Annotated in this window: 14 protein-coding genes and 4 pseudogenes; 4 read left to right on the top strand and 14 right to left on the bottom strand. The window is 64.4% G+C overall.

Translation table 11 applies throughout. From position 1 onward, the window contains the following. The first annotated feature begins 105 nt into the window (after positions 1-105). Positions 106-1,155, top strand: a complete 1,050-nt coding sequence (locus NCS58_RS25890; protein ID WP_061116268.1) for a glycosyl hydrolase family 28-related protein — start codon at positions 106-108, stop codon at positions 1,153-1,155. A 217-nt stretch (positions 1,156-1,372) separates the two neighbouring features. Here NCS58_RS25890 and NCS58_RS25885 read toward each other — a convergent pair whose 3' ends face one another. From NCS58_RS25885 to NCS58_RS25835, 11 genes and pseudogenes are all read right to left on the bottom strand, one after another. Then, on the bottom strand, positions 1,373-1,891 hold the full coding sequence (locus NCS58_RS25885) for an OmpA family protein (protein WP_061116267.1): 519 nt from the start codon (positions 1,889-1,891) through the stop codon (positions 1,373-1,375). A gap of 44 nt (positions 1,892-1,935) precedes the next feature. Further along, complete coding sequence (tssJ, locus tag NCS58_RS25880) at positions 1,936-2,691, bottom strand: type VI secretion system lipoprotein TssJ (RefSeq protein ID WP_061116266.1); 756 nt, start codon at positions 2,689-2,691, stop codon at positions 1,936-1,938. A gap of 21 nt (positions 2,692-2,712) precedes the next feature. Continuing rightward, positions 2,713-3,429, bottom strand: coding sequence for a hypothetical protein (locus tag NCS58_RS25875; RefSeq protein WP_250477795.1), 717 nt, complete (start codon positions 3,427-3,429; stop codon positions 2,713-2,715). Beyond that, a complete protein-coding gene (gene tssJ / locus NCS58_RS25870) occupies positions 3,426-3,947 on the bottom strand; it encodes a type VI secretion system lipoprotein TssJ (protein WP_311394679.1) in 522 nt (173 codons plus the stop codon). Before tssJ (NCS58_RS25870) ends, NCS58_RS25875 begins: the two co-directional genes overlap by 4 nt. A 31-nt stretch (positions 3,948-3,978) precedes the next feature. Further along, a complete protein-coding gene (gene tssG / locus NCS58_RS25865; protein WP_250477794.1) occupies positions 3,979-5,076 on the bottom strand; it encodes a type VI secretion system baseplate subunit TssG in 1,098 nt (365 codons plus the stop codon). Then, complete coding sequence (gene tssF / locus NCS58_RS25860; RefSeq protein ID WP_250477793.1) at positions 5,073-6,920, bottom strand: type VI secretion system baseplate subunit TssF; 1,848 nt, start codon at positions 6,918-6,920, stop codon at positions 5,073-5,075. Before tssF ends, tssG begins: the two co-directional genes overlap by 4 nt. A gap of 7 nt (positions 6,921-6,927) precedes the next feature. Then, positions 6,928-8,508: a type VI secretion system protein TssA gene (tssA, locus tag NCS58_RS25855; protein ID WP_061116262.1), complete on the bottom strand. Its 1,581-nt coding sequence runs from the start codon at positions 8,506-8,508 to the stop codon at positions 6,928-6,930. Continuing rightward, positions 8,505-10,508: pseudogene (locus tag NCS58_RS25850) on the bottom strand (ImcF-related family protein); the annotation flags it as partial. The pseudogene NCS58_RS25850 and the gene tssA, both read right to left, overlap by 4 nt. Then, a pseudogene (locus NCS58_RS25845) lies at positions 10,501-11,697 on the bottom strand (type VI secretion system Vgr family protein); the annotation flags it as partial. The pseudogenes NCS58_RS25850 and NCS58_RS25845, both read right to left, overlap by 8 nt. Before the next feature lie 256 nt (positions 11,698-11,953). After that, entirely contained in the window at positions 11,954-12,148 is a 195-nt protein-coding gene (locus tag NCS58_RS25840; RefSeq protein WP_250477792.1) for a hypothetical protein, read from the bottom strand. Between the two features lie 115 nt (positions 12,149-12,263). Then, positions 12,264-12,560, bottom strand: a pseudogene (locus tag NCS58_RS25835) (phosphopyruvate hydratase); the annotation flags it as partial. Positions 12,561-12,937: 377 nt separating this feature from the next. On the opposite strand from NCS58_RS25835, the gene NCS58_RS25830 reads away from it, so the two are divergent. From NCS58_RS25830 to NCS58_RS25820, 3 genes are all read left to right on the top strand, one after another. Continuing rightward, a complete protein-coding gene (locus NCS58_RS25830; protein WP_061116515.1) occupies positions 12,938-13,975 on the top strand; it encodes an SGNH/GDSL hydrolase family protein in 1,038 nt (345 codons plus the stop codon). A gap of 184 nt (positions 13,976-14,159) precedes the next feature. Then, positions 14,160-14,786, top strand: a complete 627-nt coding sequence (locus tag NCS58_RS25825; RefSeq protein WP_061116255.1) for a dihydrofolate reductase family protein — start codon at positions 14,160-14,162, stop codon at positions 14,784-14,786. A gap of 122 nt (positions 14,787-14,908) precedes the next feature. Next, on the top strand, positions 14,909-15,691 hold the full coding sequence (locus tag NCS58_RS25820; RefSeq protein ID WP_061116254.1) for a DUF4239 domain-containing protein: 783 nt from the start codon (positions 14,909-14,911) through the stop codon (positions 15,689-15,691). A 188-nt stretch (positions 15,692-15,879) separates the two neighbouring features. Here the strand turns inward: NCS58_RS25820 and bcsR are convergent. The 3 genes and pseudogenes from bcsR to bcsA all read right to left on the bottom strand — a co-directional run. Next, positions 15,880-16,062, bottom strand: a pseudogene (gene bcsR / locus NCS58_RS25815) (BcsR/BcsP family cellulose biosynthesis protein); the annotation flags it as partial. After that, complete coding sequence (gene bcsG / locus NCS58_RS25810) at positions 16,059-17,624, bottom strand: cellulose biosynthesis protein BcsG (protein WP_061116253.1); 1,566 nt, start codon at positions 17,622-17,624, stop codon at positions 16,059-16,061. The pseudogene bcsR and the gene bcsG, both read right to left, overlap by 4 nt. A 57-nt stretch (positions 17,625-17,681) precedes the next feature. Further along, positions 17,682-20,070 (bottom strand): UDP-forming cellulose synthase catalytic subunit (gene bcsA, locus NCS58_RS25805; protein WP_409241829.1); only part of this gene is annotated, 2,389 nt, incomplete at its 5' end.

Genomic DNA, 20,070 nt, shown 5'->3' with positions numbered 1-20,070 from the left:
GTGCTACCGGGCAGAAGTCCGCGATCATAGGTGCGAGAGTTGCGGCTGCGAGACGCCTTACCGAAGCCTCGTCATCGTGAAAATCAAAGCGTGCATGGGATGTAAATGAAGAAATCGATCGTGGTTGGCGTGATAGTGATTGTCGTTTCCTTGCTCGTGATCGATACGCCAGGCGTGACGAGGCATTTTCAGACGGTCTACGCTGCCTGGGACGATGGCCGCATCCTCGATCGCCTTACATTGAGCAACGTCATGCGCTGGTGGCGCGAGTTCAGAGACGGGCGCGACAGCGGCGGCTATCGCGCGAGCCTCACCCGTTCGCCCGTCCCGGCGACGGCGAGTTGCCCGGAGACGTCCTTCACGCCGCCCAAACTGGTCGACCCGCGCAGCCCGAAGGCGTTCGGCGCGACCGGCGACGGCAAAACCGACGACACCAGGGCGTTCCAGGCCGCGGTCGATGCCGGCGACGTGCTCGTGCCCGCCGGAACGTATCTGCTCAATCACACGGTCGTCATCACGGCCAGTCACCGGCATATCCAGTGCGAGCCCGGCGCGACGCTCAAAAAGACGGTCCGCGAGGACAGCAACATGTTCAACTTCGAGGGTCCGTCGACGGGGAACAGTCTCGTCGGCTGCAACTTCGTGGGTGCCAATCCGACCCGCATCCGTGACTGGGAAAAACCCGGACACTACGATATTCCTGTGCAGACCAACGGCGCGGTGGACAACTTCACGCTCGCGGGCAACAGCTTCCGCGACTTCTTCGGCCAGTCGATGTTTCAGACCGAAGGGCAAGGCGGCGGAACCGGCGCCGTGCTGGTGTTCAACTCGTTCGCCAACTGCCCGCTTTACGGCATTGCGCTGGTGGGGTCGGTCAAAGGACGCGTTGCCTACAATCTGGCCGATAACTGCCGCATGGGTCCCGAGAACAACGACGCCACGCAGGACTCCGGCGGCAACGTCCTCGAATGCAACCGCATGATCAACGGCGGCAATATCACCGGCGGGTCCAATGGCGAGGGCGGCGTGGACTATAGCGGGAACGTCGTGCGGCATAACATCCTCGACGGCGGCTATATGCAGGTCAGCCCGCCGGAGCGCGGAAAGCCCGCCAGGTATATCGATAACACCTGCAACGACTGCGGCACTGAATGAGCGCGTTGCGCGGCCGCCCTCATGCGCTCATTCCCGACGTCCAGAATCCTTCTCGACCGATGCGCGAACACGCCGCACCGCGTTTCCCGGAGAAGGATCATGAAATAGATCGGTTATGTCGCTGTCGCTACGGTGTTCGGTATCGGACTGGTGAGCAGCGCTCAGGCGCATGTGTTCGTCGGCATGAACGTTCAGCATGCGCCGACCGCAGCCTTCGTCAATTCCGCGTCGCCGCCTTGCCCATGATCGCGTCGAGCGACTCGCCGATCACCACGATTTCCGTGCGGCGGTTCTTCGCCTGCCCCTCCGGGGTGTCGTTGCTCGCCGCCGGCCGGTCATACGCGAAACCCTTCGTGGCGATGCGCGAGGACGCGATGCCCCGCTCCTCCAGTGCGCTCGCGACGGTCTGCGCACGCTCTTCGGAGAGCGCCCGGTTGTACTCGTGCGTGCCGGTATTGTCGGTGTGCCCTTCGACGATCACGGACTTCTTGCTGCGCTCGAGCAGCACGACCGCGCGCTGGATGGCGGTTCCCGAATCGCTGCGCAGCGTCGATTTATCGAAGTCGAACAGCACGCGGTCGGGCAGACGCACTTGCACGCCCTCGGTCGTTTGCGTCACTTCGATGCCCACCTGCTGATTGAGGGCGATTTCCTTGTCGCGATCCGGTCCGGTGGCGCAGCCTGCCAAGAGGGATATCGAAAGCGCGCACGCGGTGAGAGAGAGGAACTGCTTCATCTTGCTTCCTGATGTGGTGGTAAAGGTTGAGATTCAGACACGGCTCAGTTCGAGAGCAGTCCGCCGGCGCTGCGGGCCACGGCGCTCGCGCCCGCTTTCGCACTCTTGACCGAATCGGCCGCGGACTCGAGGCTTGGCGACGCAGCCTTGGCCGCCGCCGAAGCCTCCGAAACACCGGATGCCGCCGACGCTGCCACAGCGGGGACGGACTGCTGCGGCGTATCGCGTGTCACAGGCCTGGGTTTCGCGCCCTCATAGGCGAGCCGGTTTCCTTGTACATGAATCTTCACCGGATCTGTGTCTTTCCATTGCCGCTTCGGAATCAGCAGCTTCCATACGCCGTCGCTGCCCGGCGCACGGAAGAACGCCACCACACCGACGTACCCGGCGTCCTTGTCCATCGGCTCGCTGATGCTCGCGCTCGCGCCGGGACGGATCACAACGTCTTTCGTCGCGACGAGATCCGTCTTGAGCAACTCGAGGTCGTTGTTCTGCAACTGCACGTATTCGAGCTGCGCGAAGGTCTTCGAGTCCTTCAACTGGTAGAGCCGCACGACGGTCGAGAGCGGCCGACCGCTCGTGGTTTCGTTCAATGCGGCGCGCGCGTCGAGATCGACGTTCATCGTTTTGACTTGCGTCGTGAAGAGCCATTGCGCGGCGTCGACGGTGCTGTCCTTCGTGGCCTGCCATGCGCCGCAGGCGGACAGCCCAAGGGTCGCGATGGCGACCGCCGTGACAAGCCGCCCGCGCGCGCACGTGATGAAACTTCGACTGCCTGAAGCGTTGAATCTGTTTTGCATCGTTTCGTGATCCTGCTTTCGCTACGTTGTTTTTTGACTGGATTCGCACTGAGCGCATCGAGGACGATGACGCTTGCCGAACAGGAATTGCGCCCCTGCGCGCATCTGTCGATGACCGTTCGCACATTCGAATTCGTAGTGCGTGTAGTAGCCGGACCATGCCTGAGCGAGACAGCGCCATCCGAGCCTGGATGCGTATTCACGCAATCTTGCCAATGCGGGATGGAGTGATGGGTCAGCAGCAGCCGCTCTTGCTCGAGATTGCAGCGCCGCGTCGCGGACGTGATTCGCGCGGAGCTTCTGGCGTTCAAGCGCGGCGCACTCCGGACACCAGGCGCCGTGTCTGATACTTTCCGGCCGGCCCTCCCACACGTGACCCAGGCGGCATTTCCAGGTCAATATGCCTTTGGCCGTCTGCGTCTCCACCGAGAGGCAACGTCCCCCCCGCGACGCGGCGATTGCGTGCATCACGCCGAGCGGCGTCTGCCTTTCGAGCCTCACGCAGGTCTTGCACCAATTGCCCTGAAATGTCTTGACGGCCGTCTGCTCCCATTCATGCCCTTCGGCGCAGCGGAATTTGTAGTAGCTCTGCGGTCCAGAGTAAGCGGTATCGAGACATTCGCCGTTGCGTTCACGAGCGACGCTTTGAAGATGTTGCAAACCGTCTTGAAGAAGCGCTCGCCGCGCGCGCCGCCTCTCCAGATTCAGGTTGCCTTCCGAAGACGAGACATCGGTCATTTCTTGCCGGCTTTCGTGTGGTCATCGGAGATGTCGAGCGTTCCGCCCGACACGGTCAGCTTCAGCGGCGCATCGTCGGGCAGCTTCTTTTTGGGGACGACGAGCTTCCACGTTCCTGTCCTGGCGGCGGTCTGGTAGAACGCGGCGATCGCGACGAATTTCGTGTCCCGTTCCATCGGCTGTGACGTGCTTGCCGATCCGCCGGGATTGATCACTGCCGCCATGCTCGCCTGCACATCTTGTGCGAGCACGGCGTTGTCGCTGTTGAGGAGGTCGTTGTACGAGGCGTCATCGAAACGTTTGCGGTCCTTCAATTGATAGACGCGCACCGCGACCGATCTCGCATGGCCCGCGTCATCCTGATTCGGGTCCGCGCATGCGGTCAGATCGACGTCGACGGTCTTGCCGCGGTTGTGAAACACCGTGTCGTAGGCGGCCACCGTCGAGTCGGAAGCGGCTTGCCACGCGCCGCATCCCGACAGTGAGAGCGTCACGAGCACTGAGGCCGCGAGGGCCATTGTTTGTCGATTCAACATGGTTGCTGGTCTTTCAGGCGGCGCGATGTTGCAGATACGGATTGTGCTGCGGCGACGGAAACGCCTCGCACACGCCCAGTTCCACTGTGATGACGCGCTCTTGCTGCGCGGGCAGCACGACCGTCCAGCCGAGACGCGGCGCGACTTCGGTCCGCTGCTTGCCCACCGCCGGTTCCGGCGCGAAGCGCGACGACATCTGCATACGCAGATGAACGTCCGCCTTGGTGCCGATATAGAGCTTGAGCAGCGCCATGACATCGCGATGCAGCCATGCGCCGGGCAACAAGTCCCGCGCCTGCTGCGCGTCTTGCGGGGCGAGCGTTACGCGCACCGCGCGGCTGCGATAAGGCAGACGCTTGCCGAGGACGTAGGCACCGCCGAGACCGCCTCGCTTGTCGCTTTCGTTCGAGCGTTTCGCCGTCAACGGCTGCGCCTTGCCCGCGCGCCTGGCCACCGGCCAGAATTCATCGACACGCACATCGATGCCCGGCGCGCCCAACGCCACCACGCCCGCCAGTCCCTCCGGTGTACGCGTGCGCTGGATCATCAACCCGAGCAGCGCCAGCGCGCGCGCATCGGGCAAGCCCGATCTTGCGGGCTTGTTACCCCATCCGAGGCCCGCCAGACACAGCAGATTGCGCGAATGCGCATCCGCGCCGCCGTGGCGGAACGTCTCGGGATAGCGATACTTCTTCCACGCGCGGTACAGCAGCGTGACGATGCGGTGATTGAACTGATCGAGAAACGCTTCGACCGCTTCGTGTCCTTCCTCGCGCTGGACGATATCGTCGAGGTAGTGCGTGGGCATCACCGCGTCCACGCCGTATAGACCCATGAAGGTCGTGCGCACGGTCGGCGGCAAGGGGGCGCTGTAGTCGTCGTCGCTGTCGTCGAACTCGACGCCTGCGATCTCGCCCGCCGGGAAACCCATCCGTGGGCGTGGCCGGAATCGCACTGGCTCGTGTTCGGGCGTGTCACGCTGGCCGAAGCCCGGCTGATCCGGCGCGCGTGCTTCGAGCAGCCTGCACAACTGCATGAAGTTCATGCGCGGGGCGCGCGCAAGGAGCGCCGCGACCAGGGGCTCGACGTCGGGAATAACGCGCGGCTTCATAGCGGCACCCGATGCGTCTTGCTGCGCGGCCAAACGATGCGCGCCTGCGTCGGCAGGCTCACGATCGCGAGCTTCGTGAACAGATTGACCTCGGCGTACAGCTCGAAGAAGCGATGCAGCAGTTCGCCGAAGAGCATCACGTCGCCTTCGCCCGAGAACGCTTGCGAGTCGAGCGTTACTTCGATCAGCACGCCGCGCTCCACCGCCCCGCCCGTGACCTCTTCGAGCAACTCTTCCGACACGTGCAGGATGCCCTCCAGACGCCGTCGATTGAGCTCGTCATTGGTCCAGTCGTAAAGCGCGAGGGCGCCGCGCAGCACTTCCGCGTTCATCATCGACAGGAAGTTCGGCGCCAGATGCGAGAGCACGCGCCACTGGAAGCGGTCGCCCGTGGGCGGATACAGCGGCAGCGTCGGCGCGATGAGGTTCCTCACGCCTGCCACGTTCGGCGTGCTTTCCGCGAGCTCGTCGAGGCGCGCTTCGCGCATACCCTTGCGCGGCAACATGCCGTTCGTGCCGGTTACTCTCAATGACACGCTTTCCTCGGGCAAGTCGTCCATGGCTTCCCATGCGTTGCCGCCGAGGATCAGCCACGTCTCGTGCAGTCCATCCATGCCCGGGCGCACGCGTGTATGGAAATACCGTTCGGGCGATTCGTGCCGCAACATGCCGCCGCGATGCCGGAAGGTTGCGAACGGCACGTACTCGTATCGCTCGGAGGTGAGGTGATCGAACGCTTCGACCGCATCGACCGAATAGGTTTCGACGTGCTCGCCCTGATGCCCTGCCGGCACCACGCGATACTCGGTCTCGTGATAATCGATCACGACCGGCTCAGCATCCAGTTCGAACAGATTGATGACCGGCGTGCAAAAGAGCCTGACGTTGTCCTTGCTGAAGCGCTGATCGGAAGGATACGTCTGGTCGAGCACGATCTCCAGTTCGAAGTGCGTCGAATTCTCGGGAAGCGCGTCGAGGTCGAGCCCGCACAGATCGACGAACAGGAACTTCTCGCGGAACGTGAAATATTCGAGCAGCAGTTGATAGCCGGAGAACGCGGCATCGGACTTGGGCCACAGGCGTTCGCCGGGCGCGAAACCCGCCGGTTCGATCGTCACGCCAGCCAGCGGCAGCGCTTCACCATCGCGCACTTCGGGGATGCGCCATTCGATCGCGTGCACCTGACGCGTGAGCGCGAGATGCATGGCAAACGCCGTCGGCAGATCCGCGCTCAGGTGCAGGCGCAGGCGCGAGAGATCCGTTTCCTTGCGATTGGCCGAATGGTCCAGCTCGAAGGCCAGGCGAATCACCGAGCGGCCATCGTGGCGCACCGACGGTCCTGCGCGCAACAGCCGCAACGGATGCAGATCGACCGGCTGCGTCGTGCGATACAGACACTGCACGGTCTTCGCGGACGAGCCGTCGCTCGAATCCTTGCCGACAGGAATCGGCGCGGAGCGCACCGCGACGCCCGCCGGCACGTGCTCGGTGCGTTGATGTTTCTCGCCGAGCGGACTCAACTCCACGATCGAAAGCGATGGAATCATCCGCAGGTAGTGCGGCCACAAAAGGCTCACGAGGCCTTCGGTGAGTTCGGGCAATTCGTCGTCGAGCTTTTGCTGAAGCCGCCCGGTCAGAAATGCAAACCCTTCATAGAGGCGCTCGACATACGGATCGCGGTCGCCGACGCGATCGAGATTGAGCATGCGTGCACGGTCCGGATGCGCGCGCGCGAATTCGCGGCCCGCTTCTCGCAGGTAGCGCATCTCGGCTTCGTAGTAGCGCAGGACCGGGTCGGGTTGAGCCGCGTCGTTGTGGACGTCGATCGATGTGTCTTTATTCATTGGGTTGTTACGACAAGGTCAGGGCGCGCGCCGGGTCGAGCACGGTCAGTTCGTTACGCAATTCGTTGACACGATTTGCCAGCGCAGTTTTGTCGGCGTCCTTGCGCGTGGCTTGCGCCTTGAGCGCACGCATCAGTTGCTGCTTCACCTCGAAGATCAGCGCCGGCTCCCAACGGGTGAGCGGCAACGCGTTGGCAGCAATGTCGAGTTCCGTCAGGAGGGCGAGCGCCGTATCGACGCGCCCGGCGTTGTCCGCGACGCGCGCCATCACGAGCCGCTGCAAATAACGATGGCGCTCCGTTTTCATGCCGGGCAGCGCCTCGAGCCACGCGAAAGCGGCTTCGATGCCCTCGCGCGTCGAGAGATCTCGCGCCTGCGCCTCTATCTCGGGCCAGTCGCTCGTCGCGCCGTCCTGATCGGCGGACACGGGCAACGTCGCCACGCTCTCGCCCGCTTCCAGATCGCGCACGACTGCGTGCCGCGCGATCCATTCGAGGGTGGTGTCGTCGGCGAAGGGCGTGCCGTCGTTGAAGGCGAGCCGCTCGATGCCGGGCAAGCGCTCGAGAAAGAGGGCGAAGTCGGCGCGCAGCAGATCGCGCCATGCGGCGTAAGGTGCGCCCACGTTATCCAGCGCCACGTGCTGGAAATATTGAAGGTCGAACCACAGGTGATTGACGCCTTCCATGAATGCGCCTTCGACGCGTTCGAGCAGTTCGTTCCACTGCTTCTGCAGCACGAGCCGCTTGAATTGCTGGCGGATCTCGCTGCGCGGCGGCACGAGCCGCGTGCGTGCGCTGGCGTCCGCGGGCGGCACTTCATGCAGCGTGTCCCAGCGGATGCCGCGCACGAGCCGCGCCGATGGCAGATAGCCGTTCTCCTGATCGCGCAGCCAGGCGGCCATCGTGCGCGCCTGATCCAGCAGATCACGCGTGGAGGCGATCGGGCCCGATGCCGGCAGCGTCGAGCTGACCGGAATGGGAGCGGTCGCGCTCGGCTCGGCGCTCTGGACCGCATCGTCCTTACGCTCGAAACGCGCGACGAGCGTCTGCAGATTCGGGCGCGCAGCGTCGTTCCACGCGTTCGTGCGCCCGACGATCACATCGAGCGCGGCGATCGCGCGCGCCAGATCGGCGGGTGCGAATGCGCCGCGTGCATCGAGCAGATCGAGGATGCGCGTCGTCGCGAGCATGTCGAGCGCGCCTTTCTTCGCTTCGGCGCGCGCGGGGTGAAGCGCTTCGCCGAAACGATCGATCAGCGCGGCGGCGAGCTCCAGCCCGTCGGCGAAACCGGCCGTGCCGTCCTGGCGCAGGCGCGCGAACGCGTAGAAACCCGCGACGCGCAGATCCTTGCCGACATCCATGGTCAGTTGCTCGCAGGAGCGGATGATCAGGACGTCGTCGATATCGGACAGCTTGCCCGCTTCATCCTTCAGCTCGAAAAAGGCGTCTTCGTAGCCAGGGTCGCGGCCGACAGCGACATCGCCTGCCAATGGCGTGAGCCATCCGCTCCATGCTTCGAGTCGCGCACGGTTCATTTGCTCTGCATCGCGCGACGGGAGCAACGTCTTCAACAATCCAGCCAACATCATTTCGTCTCCGGCAAGGGCACGCCGACCTTTTGCGCGGCGGCGAGCGCGCCCGGCGGCAGAGGCGGAGGTGTCGGCCCTGTTGGTTTGTCTGCAGCGGTCTTCGTCACGAAGATCCGCGTGGGCAGGGTGAAGTGACGCAACTGCAGCACATTCAGCGGCCCTGCGTCCGCCTCTGCACGCAGTTGCACCGAAAGCGGCGGGCTCAGCCCCTGATCGGGCATCCATGACAGCACGTAACGCGCGTTGTCCTGCTGCGTCACCCTCGCGCGTTCGAACAAGCGAATCAGCGCGAAGCGGCCCTGCGCGTACATCGTCGAGCGCAGGCCGCCCTCCTCCGTTTGCCATTGCAACTGAGCGTTGTTGTCCAGCGCCTGCCCCGGCCACTCGAAGGGCACCCACTGCTCCATCTGGTTGAAGTAGTGCAGCTGTTGTCCGGATGCCACGAGCTTCATGTCCGTGATGCCCGGCGTGGGCACGCCGCGCAGTTCGAAGCGTAGGCGGGCGTCGCCCGTAGGAAACAGCACGGTTGAGACACGCGTGAGCGTGTTGAGCGCCGTGAGGAACGCTGGATCGAGTGTCAGCGCTCCCTGGTTCGCGCCCTGTGCGGGCACCCAGTGATCGCCCTGGAGTTCGATCACTCCCGCTAGTTGCGTCGAGACGAACTTTGCAATCACGCCGTTGTCGATGCGCATGAAGCGCGCCATGTCCGGCAACGAGGCGTCGTTGTCCGAGTTCGCGAATGGATAGCGCCCGCCGAAGGCACGATTCCAGTCCGCCAGAATCGACGTGCGCCAGATGTCGTTCAGACTTGACGAAGCGGGCTGCACGACGACTTGCCATGTCTGATCGAGCGGCGCTTCGAAGAGCTTGCCAAAGCCGGACCATTGCTCGCCGAGGCTGGCCGCCAGACGGCTCGCGTAGTCGCGGCTGTCGGCGATGTCCGACGTCTTGCCTTGCAGCACCGCCTGGGCGGCGGCGCGCGACATCGCGTCGGGGTCGGCGCTCTGCATCATCTGCTGCGTCTTCAGGCGCATCGCCGTCACACGTTCCAGATAGCGAGGGAGGCTCAGTTCACCCAAGGCGGCGGTCTGTACGGACGTCTTGCCGTTCGCGGGCACGGGCGCGGTGAGATCGGCGCCGGTCAATCGCAGGATCGGACCGAACGCCGCAGCAAGGGGCGCGAGTTGCGGCTGCGCCTGCTTGGACGGATCCTTTTCGTCTTTGCCAACCCATGACTGGGCCTTCGAGATCAGATTGTCCGACAGCGATTGCGTCGAGGCACCCGCGCTCGCCTGATAGACGACTGCGTTCATGAGCGCGACGAGCGGCGAACGCTGAGGATCGCCCAGCAGCGTCAACTGATCCACCGTGCCCGACAGCGATGACGTGCTTTGCCAGCGGATGCTGTTCAGGAACTGCGCCCAGGCACGGGCGTAGTCATCGAAGTAGCGTTGGCGTAGTTCGGCTTTGAGCGTAGAGGGCGCTGTGTTGTCGATCTTCGCATCGAACAACACCCAGTCGCCTGTGACGGTGCGATGTTCGCTCGCTTCGTCGATTGCTTTCGGGATGCGCTCGTCCCATGCGGCGCGGGTGAATACGCCGGCGACGGTGGCCGTCGTGTTGAAGAGGCCGCGGCTCGGGTGATCGCCCAGGAGCGTCGCCAGCGTGATCGGTGGGTACTTCGGTTTCGCTTCCTCAATGATCTGCTGGTAGATCGCATCGGTCGAGTTCTGCAAGCCCCGCACCCCGACGATCGTCTGACGGGCGGACGCCACAAGTCCGACGTCTGGCGTTATTGCAGTTGTCGCGTCGCGCTTCAGGTGGCTCGCATAGAACGCAATCACATGCTGGCGCACGTCTTCCCAGGTGCCGGGCGTGATCGACGCATTCTGAGGACGCGCCGGTGCGTTGGTCGCCAGCAGTTGCGTGCTCAGGAACGCGGCATCGGCGTGCTCGGGATGCGCGAGCATCAAGTACGTCTTCAGCGTGTCGTAGGCAGCTGTATTGGTATTTTCCGGGAGAATCGACTCGTGCCGGAAGAATGCCTTCGATCTTCGGTTGCTTGACCGAGTCGATGCTCGTGCGCCACCGACGATCCGCCGGAATCGCACGGAACGCCGTCCAGTACGACGTGCCACGTCCACCACCACAGCGGATCGACGTGACGAACAACCCGTGCGGCGCATCCTTGGGATTCACGTCAAGCCCCATCACCTCGCCTACTTCGAGCGAGAAGGGATTGCCCCGGCCCCGGTAGCTGATCTGCGTGGCCAGATGCTCTTCATGACGCCGGCGCGCGATTTCGCGACCTTCTTCCAGCGTCTCGTAATGCTCGCCCCAGTGGTTATCCACGCCATCCGTGGTCTTGTCGCCGGGCGCAGCGTTCTGCTCGACCAATAGCGACACATCCGACTGACGATGGTTATAGTCGTTCAGTTGAATTGCTTCAGGCACGCGCTGCGTGATGGTCCGTAGAGACCGAATGGACTCCGCACCTGCGCTTTCCAAGCCCGAATGAGAGCGCAACGGCACGACACGTTGTTTGCGGGCGTACGCATCCAGATCATCGCCAAAGATGATGACCGTGCGATCGTGCTTCTGCTCAAAGCGGAACCAGATCCCCGATTCAGCGCAGAGCCGTTGAATAAAAGCGAATGTGGTTTCGTGAAACTGAGTAACGTATTCGAATCGCTTGTATTTGCCGCGCAGGCTCTTGAAATCGAAATCGACGCCCAAGCGATAGCCGTAGTGGCGCAACGTGTCAGTGATGATCTCCACCACCGATTGTTTCTGAAACAGCCTGCTCTTCCTCGCTCTCGCCAAATCTGCGATCTTGGGCACGAGCGTGGCACGATACCGCGTCTCGTCGGCCGATGAACCGAGGTTCTCGAAGCGCTGGATAATGCCGTGAGTCGCGTACTTCAACGGCATCTTGCTGAAATCTTTCCAGCGCAACCCGAACATCTGCTCCAGATAACCTTGCGCTGGATCGACAGGTTCGATGGTGAACGTCGCGGGTCTGCCTACAACCTCATCCATCGGAATGTCGGCAGCGGGGCTCGTGAATTCGATTCGATATTCATACAGCGCGCTGATGTCTGCGCGGCCATTGAATCGAAGGACCGAAATCGGCCCCGGTTGCGGCTTGAGGGTCAAGCTGTATGCCTGACCCGGTACGACCATCGACATGCGAAAGAAGCTCCCTGAAGTGGCGCCGTTTAGCGCCGGGAATTATTACCCAAAAATGCTCTTTCAGGATGTTTCGAAATCTCGCGGTCCGAATGTTTTGCGAAGGATTACATACGATTAAAAACTCGTGGATATTACGGGATCTTCAATTTTCAGAATAGTCCGAATCCTTTCCGGTGAGCGAGGCGCCCCTGGAGTTCTGCGCCATGCGCCTCGGCAATGGAAGGCGCTTCCCGCCCGCGCAACGCGCAACCCTTCAGCCTCGAAACAACACCGACGCACAAGCAAACCTCGCCGGCGCATCCCTACCATCCTCGATACGAATGCCGTCGTTCCACGTCGCCATGCGCTCGACCCGCGAGAACGCTCCGACATTCAACTGCCCCGCGTTCCAGCCGGTCGCGAGGTGGACTATCGTGACGTCCTCGGTCTCCCCCGATCTCGCTGACACAATCGACGCATAGCCGTTTCTTCGCGCGGCCTCTAGCGCGGCGAGCGTTTACGTTCGTGGCGGCTTCATCGACGAGCGCGGCGCGCGTAACGAGAAAGTCGTCGCCCACGATCTGCACCTTGCTTCCCGCCGCGCGCGTGAACGCGATCATGCCCGCTTCATCGTCTTCCGACAGCGGGTCTTCCATCGAGACGATCGGGTATCGCTCGATCCACTTCAACAATTTTTCGATCATCGCGTCGGTGTCGAACCGGACGTCGTCCAGCCCGAGCGTGTACTGCCCGCCTTTGCCGAACTCCGATGCGGCAATATCCAGAGCGATGCCCACGTCCGCGCCCGGAACGAACCCCGCCGCTTCGATCGACGCGACCAGCACGTCCAGCAACACCGGCCCGGCCGATCCCAGCAGCATGTTCTTCGGGCTGACATCGCCATGAGTGAGCGCTTCGCGCGTGCGCGCCGTCTCATGGGCCAGGCGAAGTCGGCGCAGCAGGTGCGCCAGCGCGCGGGGGTCGTCAGCAAGATCGATACAGGGATCCGCTTTGCCGTCCTCGCGGCCGGAATCCGAACGAGCCGTCGGCCAATGGTAGCCGAATCGCTCGCCCGTTCAGCGAGCCATCAACGCTCGAAGCGCCCTCACAGCACGCGCATCGGTTCCGTCGGCGCGGCGTGGCACCCGTGGCGCATCTTTCTTGCTTAACGATGGTCGAGGCCGCCACTCACGCGCGCCCGCGGCGAACCGCCACCGAGGGGCAAACCCGCCCCGGCCAAGGGCGGCACGGAGGAGCGATGCGTCATATCCGAATCACACCCGGCATTCGTCACGCAATTTCTGCCGCGCTGATTGCACTGCTTACCGCATGCGGCGGTGGAAGCGACTCGGGCGGAAGCGACTCGGGCGGAAGCACTTCGTCGGCACCTGCGGGCGGCGTCAAGCTGCAGGTCGTGGCGTTCGGCGACAGCCTGTCGGATGTCGGCACGTATGCGCCCGTCGCGAGCGCGGTCGGCGGCGGCCGTTTCACGACGAATCCGGGCCAGGTCTGGACGCAGGACGTCGCGCAGTATTACGGCGACACGCTCACTGCCGCGTTCACGATCGACCTCGGGCACGAATTGAAGCCGCAAAGCGGATTGGGGTACGCGCAAGGCGGATCGACGGTCGCAACACCTGCCGACCAGAATCAATTCCTCACCGACGTGATCGGCGATGTCGAAATGCCGGTCAATCAGCAAATCTCGAGCTATCTGTCCGCTCACGGCAGTTTCAATTCCGGCCAGCTCGTGCTCGTCTGGGCCGGCGCGAACGACGTCCTGCGCGCGGGCAGTCCGCCCGCCGCAAACGCGACGGTGCAGACCGCGGCGACCACGCTCGCGCAACTCGTCGCGAAGATCGTGCAGAGCGGAGCCGCGCATGTCGTGGTGGTCAACGTGCCGAATATCGGCCTTTCGCCCGATGGCATCAAGTCGTCGGATGGCGGTGGCAACCTCACGCAACTGTCGCAGCTTTTCAATGCGACGCTGAACGCCGCCCTGCAATCCAACGGTCTGCAAGGCAAGGTCATCGTGATCGACTCGTACGCATGGACCACGCAGACCATCGGGAACTATCAGGCCAATGGATTCACCGTGTCCAACACCGGGCAGGCCTGCGACGCATCGAGAACTCCGCACGACACGTCGCTGCTCTGCTCACCGGCGACCTACGTCTCGTCGAATGCGGACCAGACCTACATGTTCGCCGACAATCTTCACCCGACGACGCGCATGCATCTGCTCTTTGCGCAATACGTCGAGCAGCAGCTCGCGGCGAGCGGGCTCGGGCACTGACTCGCGCGTGAGCGTGTTTCGCCGCGCGTCGAAAGCGAAAACCCGGCGCGGCGAATCTCGATGAAGAGCGCTCGCGATTCGATATCTCGCGGCTGCGCGTCGTCGACCCGATAGCCTGTCGATTTCCGGCGCTTCGTTCGTCGTCTATAAAAACGGATCGCGTCCGCGAACATGGAGAACGTTCATGCGCAAGCTCATCGTTTCCGCTTTCATCAGCCTGGATGGCGTGACTCAGGCCCCCGGCGGCCCGACAGAAGATCCGAGCGGCGAGTTCCGTCTCGGCGGCTGGATCGTGCCCTACGCCGACGAAGCCATCGGCGAGCACGTGCAGAGCCTGCTCGCGCAGCCGTTCGACCTGCTGCTCGGACGTTGCACGTACGACATCTTCGCGTCGTACTGGCCGCACGTCCCGGCCGATTCGAAGAGCCGCACCATTGCCGAGGTGCTCAACCGTGTCGCGAAGCACGTCGCCACGCATCGGCCCGACGATCTCGACTGGGAGAACAGTCGCGCGCTGCAAGGCGATCTCGCCGACGCGGTCCGCGCGCTCAAACGACAGGACGGCCCCGACCTGCTGACCTTCGGTAGCGGCGACATGGTGCGTCAACTGCTCGCGGCCGGCCTCGTGGACCACCTTTGTCTTCTGATCTATCCCGTCATGCTGGGACGCGGCAAGCGCATGTTCGGCGACGACGCCCACGTGTCCGCGTTCACGCTGGCGCATTCGACGCAGACGCCCGGCGGTGTGCTCATCACCCGCTATGTCCGCGACGGCGAGGTGCGCACGGGCACGTTCGAAGACGCCGAGTGACGCACGGGCCGTCGGCCGCGCGGGCGTCGAGCCGGCCCCGCTTGTGATTAAATGTGCTTTCTGTTTGGCCGGGACGCCGTGAGGTCTGCGTCCATTCGTCGTGTGTCCGCGGAGCGCGCCCGATGACGAGCACCTGGTTGCATAGCCTTCCCTTATGGCAAATGACCGTCGTCGTTTTCGGCGCGGTCGGCATCGTGGGAGCGGGCATCCACTTCGTGGGCCGCCGGCTCGCCGCGAGTGGGCACCGGCGGTCGTTCACCGCGCTTTCGCCCGGCCTGCTTTCTCCGATCGGCGTCATCTTCGGCCTGCTCATCGCCTTTACCGCCGCGCAAGTCTGGAACGATACGGCGCAGGCCAACGCCGCCGTCGACACGGAAGCCGGCGCGCTTCGCTCCGTGGTCGTCCTGTCCGCCGTTTTCCCGGAAGACGCGCAGATGCGACTGCGATCGCTGATCCGCGAATACATCGAGTACACGGCCACGATCGAATGGACGTCGATGGCGCAAGGCGCCGCCACGCTGAAGATCAGCCCGCCCACACTGAACAAGGCGCTGCAGTTCACGCTCTCGCTGCCGGCGAACACGCCCGGACAGCAGACCGCGCAGCGCCAGGTGGCGGTGTCGCTCGAACAGGCGCTCGAAGCTCGTCGCCAGCGCATTCTGGTGAGCCGCTCCGAAGTCAGCGGCGTCAAGTGGCTATGCCTGAGTTTTCTCGCCGCCTGCCTCGTGTTCGCGATCGCCCTGATTCATTGCGAAAACCGCCTGACGTCCGCCCTCGCGATCGGCCTGTTCTGCGCGAGCCTCGCCACGACCGTGTTGCTGATCCTGTCGCACGACCGCCCGTTCTTGGGCGCGATAGCCGTGTCGCCCGATCCGCTTTGGCAGGTCATCCCCGAGGATCGGTGACGGCCGCCGATGGCATGAATAAAGACTCTCCGAATTCGCAGGCCGGTTCCATGCGTCGGACAGTGTTCGACTCATCCCTGCCGGGTCGCTCGTTCCCGTCAAGGGCAGGCTTCGGAAGCGTAAGGGACGGGTGTTCGCGCCGTACCTTCTTCGCGCGGGGCAAGCGCTTTCTGCGCCGCGGACGGCGGCGCGAGCCCCATGAGCCGCGCAAGCACGGGCCAGCGCTCGAGCGCGCCGTGATATTCATTCTGCGCCTGCGCATCGAAATAGCGCCCGGCATCGAACCCGCTCACTTTCCTGGCGAGCGCCGCGACGTCATGCACGCCGCGCGCCTGCGCCTGAGCGTCGAGCGTGCCGGTCTCCGCGCTCATTTCTGCTCCACCCATACGCCGTCCGGCGTCTTCACGACATAGCCCGCCGCCGTTTTCATCACGACGGTCCCTTCGTTCTCGCCGATCATCTGCGTCTGCGGCAGACTGGCCGCGTATTGCGACAGCGTCACGCCGGGCTTGAACGGGCTGTTCGACACGAGGTTCGACAGCAGTTGCGCCACCGCGAGGAAGCTCGTCGGCTGATCGATGACCGTCGTCGGTCCGTGATCGCCGTTAAAGCCCACGAGACGCACGCCGACCGGCCCGTGCACGACGCTCGGCGTCGGAATCTCGCGCAGGCCCGCGACCTGGTTATTGTCGCCACGCAGCGCCGCGCCATGCTCCGGCACGAAGACGATCACCGCGCGCCGGCCCGATTGGCTGACGAGATCCGCGAAACGGTCGAAGTCGCTCATCAGCTTGTTCACGCGAATCGGATAGGAATCCAGGCTCGACAGCTTGCTGTCGGGCAGGCGGTTACCGTCGTGCAGGCTGATCGTGTTGTAGTACAGCGCGACCGGCCCCGGCACCTGCGCGCGCTGCGCATACCAGTGGGCGAGCGTCCCGTAATCGTCCATGATCGGAGAGCCGTCGAACGCGTGCATCGCGACCGGCACCGACGTATTCGAGATGAACGGCACGTTGGGCACGCCGAGGTTGTCCTTCACGACCTGCGTGAAGTTGTCGAAGTGGCCGTCGTGATTGAACGCGACCTGCGGCGTGAAGCCCGCTTGCGCGAGATCCGCCATCAGATGGCATTGCGCGGGCGTGTCCTTGTACAGGTCCGCGTGCGCTTGCTGGCCGCACGACGCGCGCAGCACGCGGATTGCCGCCGGGCCGCTGTAGCTCGCCGCCGTGCTGAAGTCGGTGAACAGATAGTCGAAGTGCGACAGCATCGGATGATTGCGCGTCTTCGCGACATCGAGGTCATCCCACGAGAGCGAGCAGATGTGCAGCACGATCACGTCGAATTGCGACTGGGGATCGGCGGCGAGATGGCCGAACGCCACCTGGCGCGGCGCCTCCGTCTTGCGGAACGCGGCGAGCGTCGCCTCGTAGTCGGCCGGGCCCGCGGGCTGACCGTTCGCCTGTGCGGCCGCGACGGCCGCCGCGCCTTGCGGATTCGCCTGCATGCGCGCGAGCACGGCGTTCGCCCCTTGCCACATGGGCAGCACGACGAGCGCGATCATCACGAAGGTCGCGACGCGCAGCCAGCGGTTGACGATCAGGTACGCGACGAAGACGCACAGCCCGACGCCGAGCACCATCGGCGGCAGAAAGCGCGGCAGCAGTTCCATCCAGTAACCGAAGCTGAAGGTGCCGAGGTTCCCGAACTCCTCGATCACGCGCGCGAACGGCGGCACGTTTGCCTCGCGGTACATGAGCGGCAGGCCGATGGCGAGGCCCGCGACGAGCCGCAACGCGCGCATCGCACGCGAGCGCACCGGCGAGCTTGCCGCGAGCGCGACCGCAAAGCCGATGTTCGCAAACCACAGCGGCTTCAGGTGGCCCGTCGAAAACAATGCCAGCTTGATGATGAAATACAGGTTCCAGAACGTCATCGTCGAATTTTCTATGCGTTTGTTCGCAGCTGTTCTTCGGCACGAACGGCCGAATCTTTATGGCGCGCGTTCCGGCGCGAGTCTTGCCGCGAGCGCGCGACGCGCGCCTTCGAACAGCCGAACGTAGCCTTCGACTCCCATCAGCAGCACTTCCTTGAGCCCCTTGAGCGGTGCGTCCTCGTCGGTGCGCTCGTCCCAGTCGAGCCACGCGTCGGCGCGCCCGAACGTACATTGCACGAGGCGCCGTTCGTCCTCGAGGCTCAGCGCGTCGAAGCGCACGCCGAGATGCGAGCCTGCGCTGCGCGTCACGCGCACCGGAAAGTGGAACTGCCGCTCACCCCGGCTCACGACCACGCCGAGCGTGTCGCCCGGCTGCAGCGGCAGGTCCGCATCGACGACGAGGCCGAGACCGCCGGTCGAGTAGTCGCTCGTGCTGCACGCGAGCGTGCTGCCGTCCGGGAACACCAGCGTCGCCGGCATGCGCATGGCGATGCGGTGCGTGACGCGCACCTGCTTCGCCTCCCGCGCGACGCTCACCGCCGCGCCGAGCATCGCCAGGTTGTAGATGGTCCAGAACACGTTCATCAGGATCGTGGGGCCTTCGTCGCCCGCGCCCGACACGAGGCGTAGCAGACCGAACGCCATCGCGAGCGCGTTCACGCCGAGCAGCACGAGATAGGGCTTGCTCATCGCCCAGTCGATGTAGGTCTCGTCGATGCGCCCGCCCTTGTCGGTCACGTTGAACTTGCCGTGCTTCGGGCTGAAGAACGCGATCGTGGTGGGCAGCGCGATGTACCACGCGAGCACGGACTCGTACACCTCCGCCCAGAACGAATGACGGAACTTCCCCTGCATGCGCGAGTTCGCAATATTCGCGATGACGATATACGGCAGCACGAAGCTCGCGATGGTCGTCGCGGCCGCGTTGATGAAGTACATCCCGAAGAAGAGGTACCACATCGGCATCGTCAGGAAGACGAGACGCGGGATGCCATAGAAAAAGTGCAGCATCGCGTTGCCGTAGCAAAGGCGCTGGAAGAAGCCGAGCCCGCGGCCGAGAAACGGATTGTCGATGCGGAAGATCTGCGCCATGCCGCGCGCCCAGCGCGTGCGCTGCTTGATGTGGCTCGCGAGGCTCTCGGTGGCGAGGCCCGCGGCCTGCACGGTGGGCAGATACGCGGTGGTGTAGCCGCGCCGGTGCAGCTTGAGGGCCGTATGCGCGTCCTCGGTCACGGTCTCCACGGCGATGCCGCCCACCTCTTCCAGCGGCGCGCGCTTGATGACCGCGCAGGAGCCGCAGAAGAAAGTCGCGTTCCACAGGTCGTTGCCGGCCTGCACGAGCCCGTAGAACAGGTTGCCTTCGTTCGGCACGCGGCGGAACGTGCTCAGGTTGCGCTCGAACGGGTCGGGCGAGAAGAAGTGATGCGGCGTCTGCACGAGCGCGCATTTCGGATCGGCGAAGAAGGTGCCCATCGTCGCCTGCAGGAAGGAGCGCGTCGGCACGTGATCGCAGTCGAAGATCGCGATGTACTCGCCCTGGGTCTTCGCGAGCGCGCGGTTGATGTTGCCCGCCTTGGCATGCTGGTTGTCGTCGCGCGTCACGTAGCCGATGCCCGCCTCGCGCGCGAGCGCCTCGAACTCGGGGCGATGGCCGTCGTCGAGCAGGTAGATGCGCAGCTTGTCCGCGGGCCAGTCGATGCCCTGCGCGGCGAACAGCGTCGGCTTCACGACGGAAAGCGGCTCGTTGTAGGTCGGAATGTAGACATCGACGCTCGGCCAGTCGGCGGGGTCGTCGGGCAGGGGCGAGACGGCACGCGCCAGCGGCCACGCGGTCTGGACGAAGCCGAACAGCATGACCATCCACGTATAGGCTTCCGCGCCGAACAGCGCATAGCCGACGATGGCCTCTCCCGGCGTGCGGAAGTCGAGCGTCTGCGTGGTGCGCCACCAGACGTAGCGCACCATCACGAGCAGCGCGAGCGAGGCGAGAATCAGCACCGGCATGCGGCCCGGCAGGCGGCGGATCATCAGCGCGATTCCGGTCAGCACGGCGAAGAACACGAACTGGCCGCCTGCGGCGAGCGGCGATGTGCCGACCACGGTCCAGAGCAGCGCGCCCGCCGCGACCACCGCCGGCAGCACGACACGTGCGCGGCCGACGCGCTTCGCGCCGCCTTCGAGTTCGTCGCCCCAGCGCGCCCAAGGCAGCGCGTCGAGCAGCGCGCCGGCGCGCCGGCTGATCCACACGAACGCATAGACCCCCGGCGACAGAATGCGCTCGATGCGGTCCAGCGCGGCGCGCACGCGCTCGACCATCGACAGCGTGCGGGCGCGGGGGGGGGGGGGGGGGGGGGGCGCGCGCCCCCCCCCCCCCCCCCGCCGGCGGCCGTGGGTGACGCCCCACAGCCCCCCCCCCCCCCACACCAACCCACCCCCCCCCACGCGC

This window comes from Caballeronia sp. INML3B (genome assembly GCF_023631305.1).
Taxonomy (GTDB): Bacteria; Pseudomonadota; Gammaproteobacteria; order Burkholderiales; family Burkholderiaceae; genus Caballeronia; species Caballeronia turbans.
Note: the sequence above shows the minus strand (reverse complement) of the source record. Positions and strands in the feature narration are given on the sequence as shown.

Excerpts from the sequence above, each read along its gene's own strand:
- NCS58_RS25890 (WP_061116268.1), top strand. The coding sequence starts at position 106 with ATGAAGAAATCGATCGTGGTTGGCGTGATAGTGATTGTCGTTTCCTTG.
- NCS58_RS25885 (WP_061116267.1), bottom strand. The coding sequence starts at position 1,891 with ATGAAGCAGTTCCTCTCTCTCACCGCGTGCGCGCTTTCGATATCCCTC.
- tssJ (WP_061116266.1), bottom strand. The coding sequence starts at position 2,691 with ATGCAAAACAGATTCAACGCTTCAGGCAGTCGAAGTTTCATCACGTGC.
- NCS58_RS25875 (WP_250477795.1), bottom strand. The coding sequence starts at position 3,429 with ATGACCGATGTCTCGTCTTCGGAAGGCAACCTGAATCTGGAGAGGCGG.
- tssJ (WP_311394679.1), bottom strand. The coding sequence starts at position 3,947 with ATGGCCCTCGCGGCCTCAGTGCTCGTGACGCTCTCACTGTCGGGATGC.
- tssG (WP_250477794.1), bottom strand. The coding sequence starts at position 5,076 with ATGAAGCCGCGCGTTATTCCCGACGTCGAGCCCCTGGTCGCGGCGCTC.
- tssF (WP_250477793.1), bottom strand. The coding sequence starts at position 6,920 with ATGAATAAAGACACATCGATCGACGTCCACAACGACGCGGCTCAACCC.
- tssA (WP_061116262.1), bottom strand. The coding sequence starts at position 8,508 with ATGATGTTGGCTGGATTGTTGAAGACGTTGCTCCCGTCGCGCGATGCA.
- NCS58_RS25830 (WP_061116515.1), top strand. The coding sequence starts at position 12,938 with ATGCGTCATATCCGAATCACACCCGGCATTCGTCACGCAATTTCTGCC.
- NCS58_RS25825 (WP_061116255.1), top strand. The coding sequence starts at position 14,160 with ATGCGCAAGCTCATCGTTTCCGCTTTCATCAGCCTGGATGGCGTGACT.
- NCS58_RS25820 (WP_061116254.1), top strand. The coding sequence starts at position 14,909 with ATGACGAGCACCTGGTTGCATAGCCTTCCCTTATGGCAAATGACCGTC.
- bcsG (WP_061116253.1), bottom strand. The coding sequence starts at position 17,624 with ATGACGTTCTGGAACCTGTATTTCATCATCAAGCTGGCATTGTTTTCG.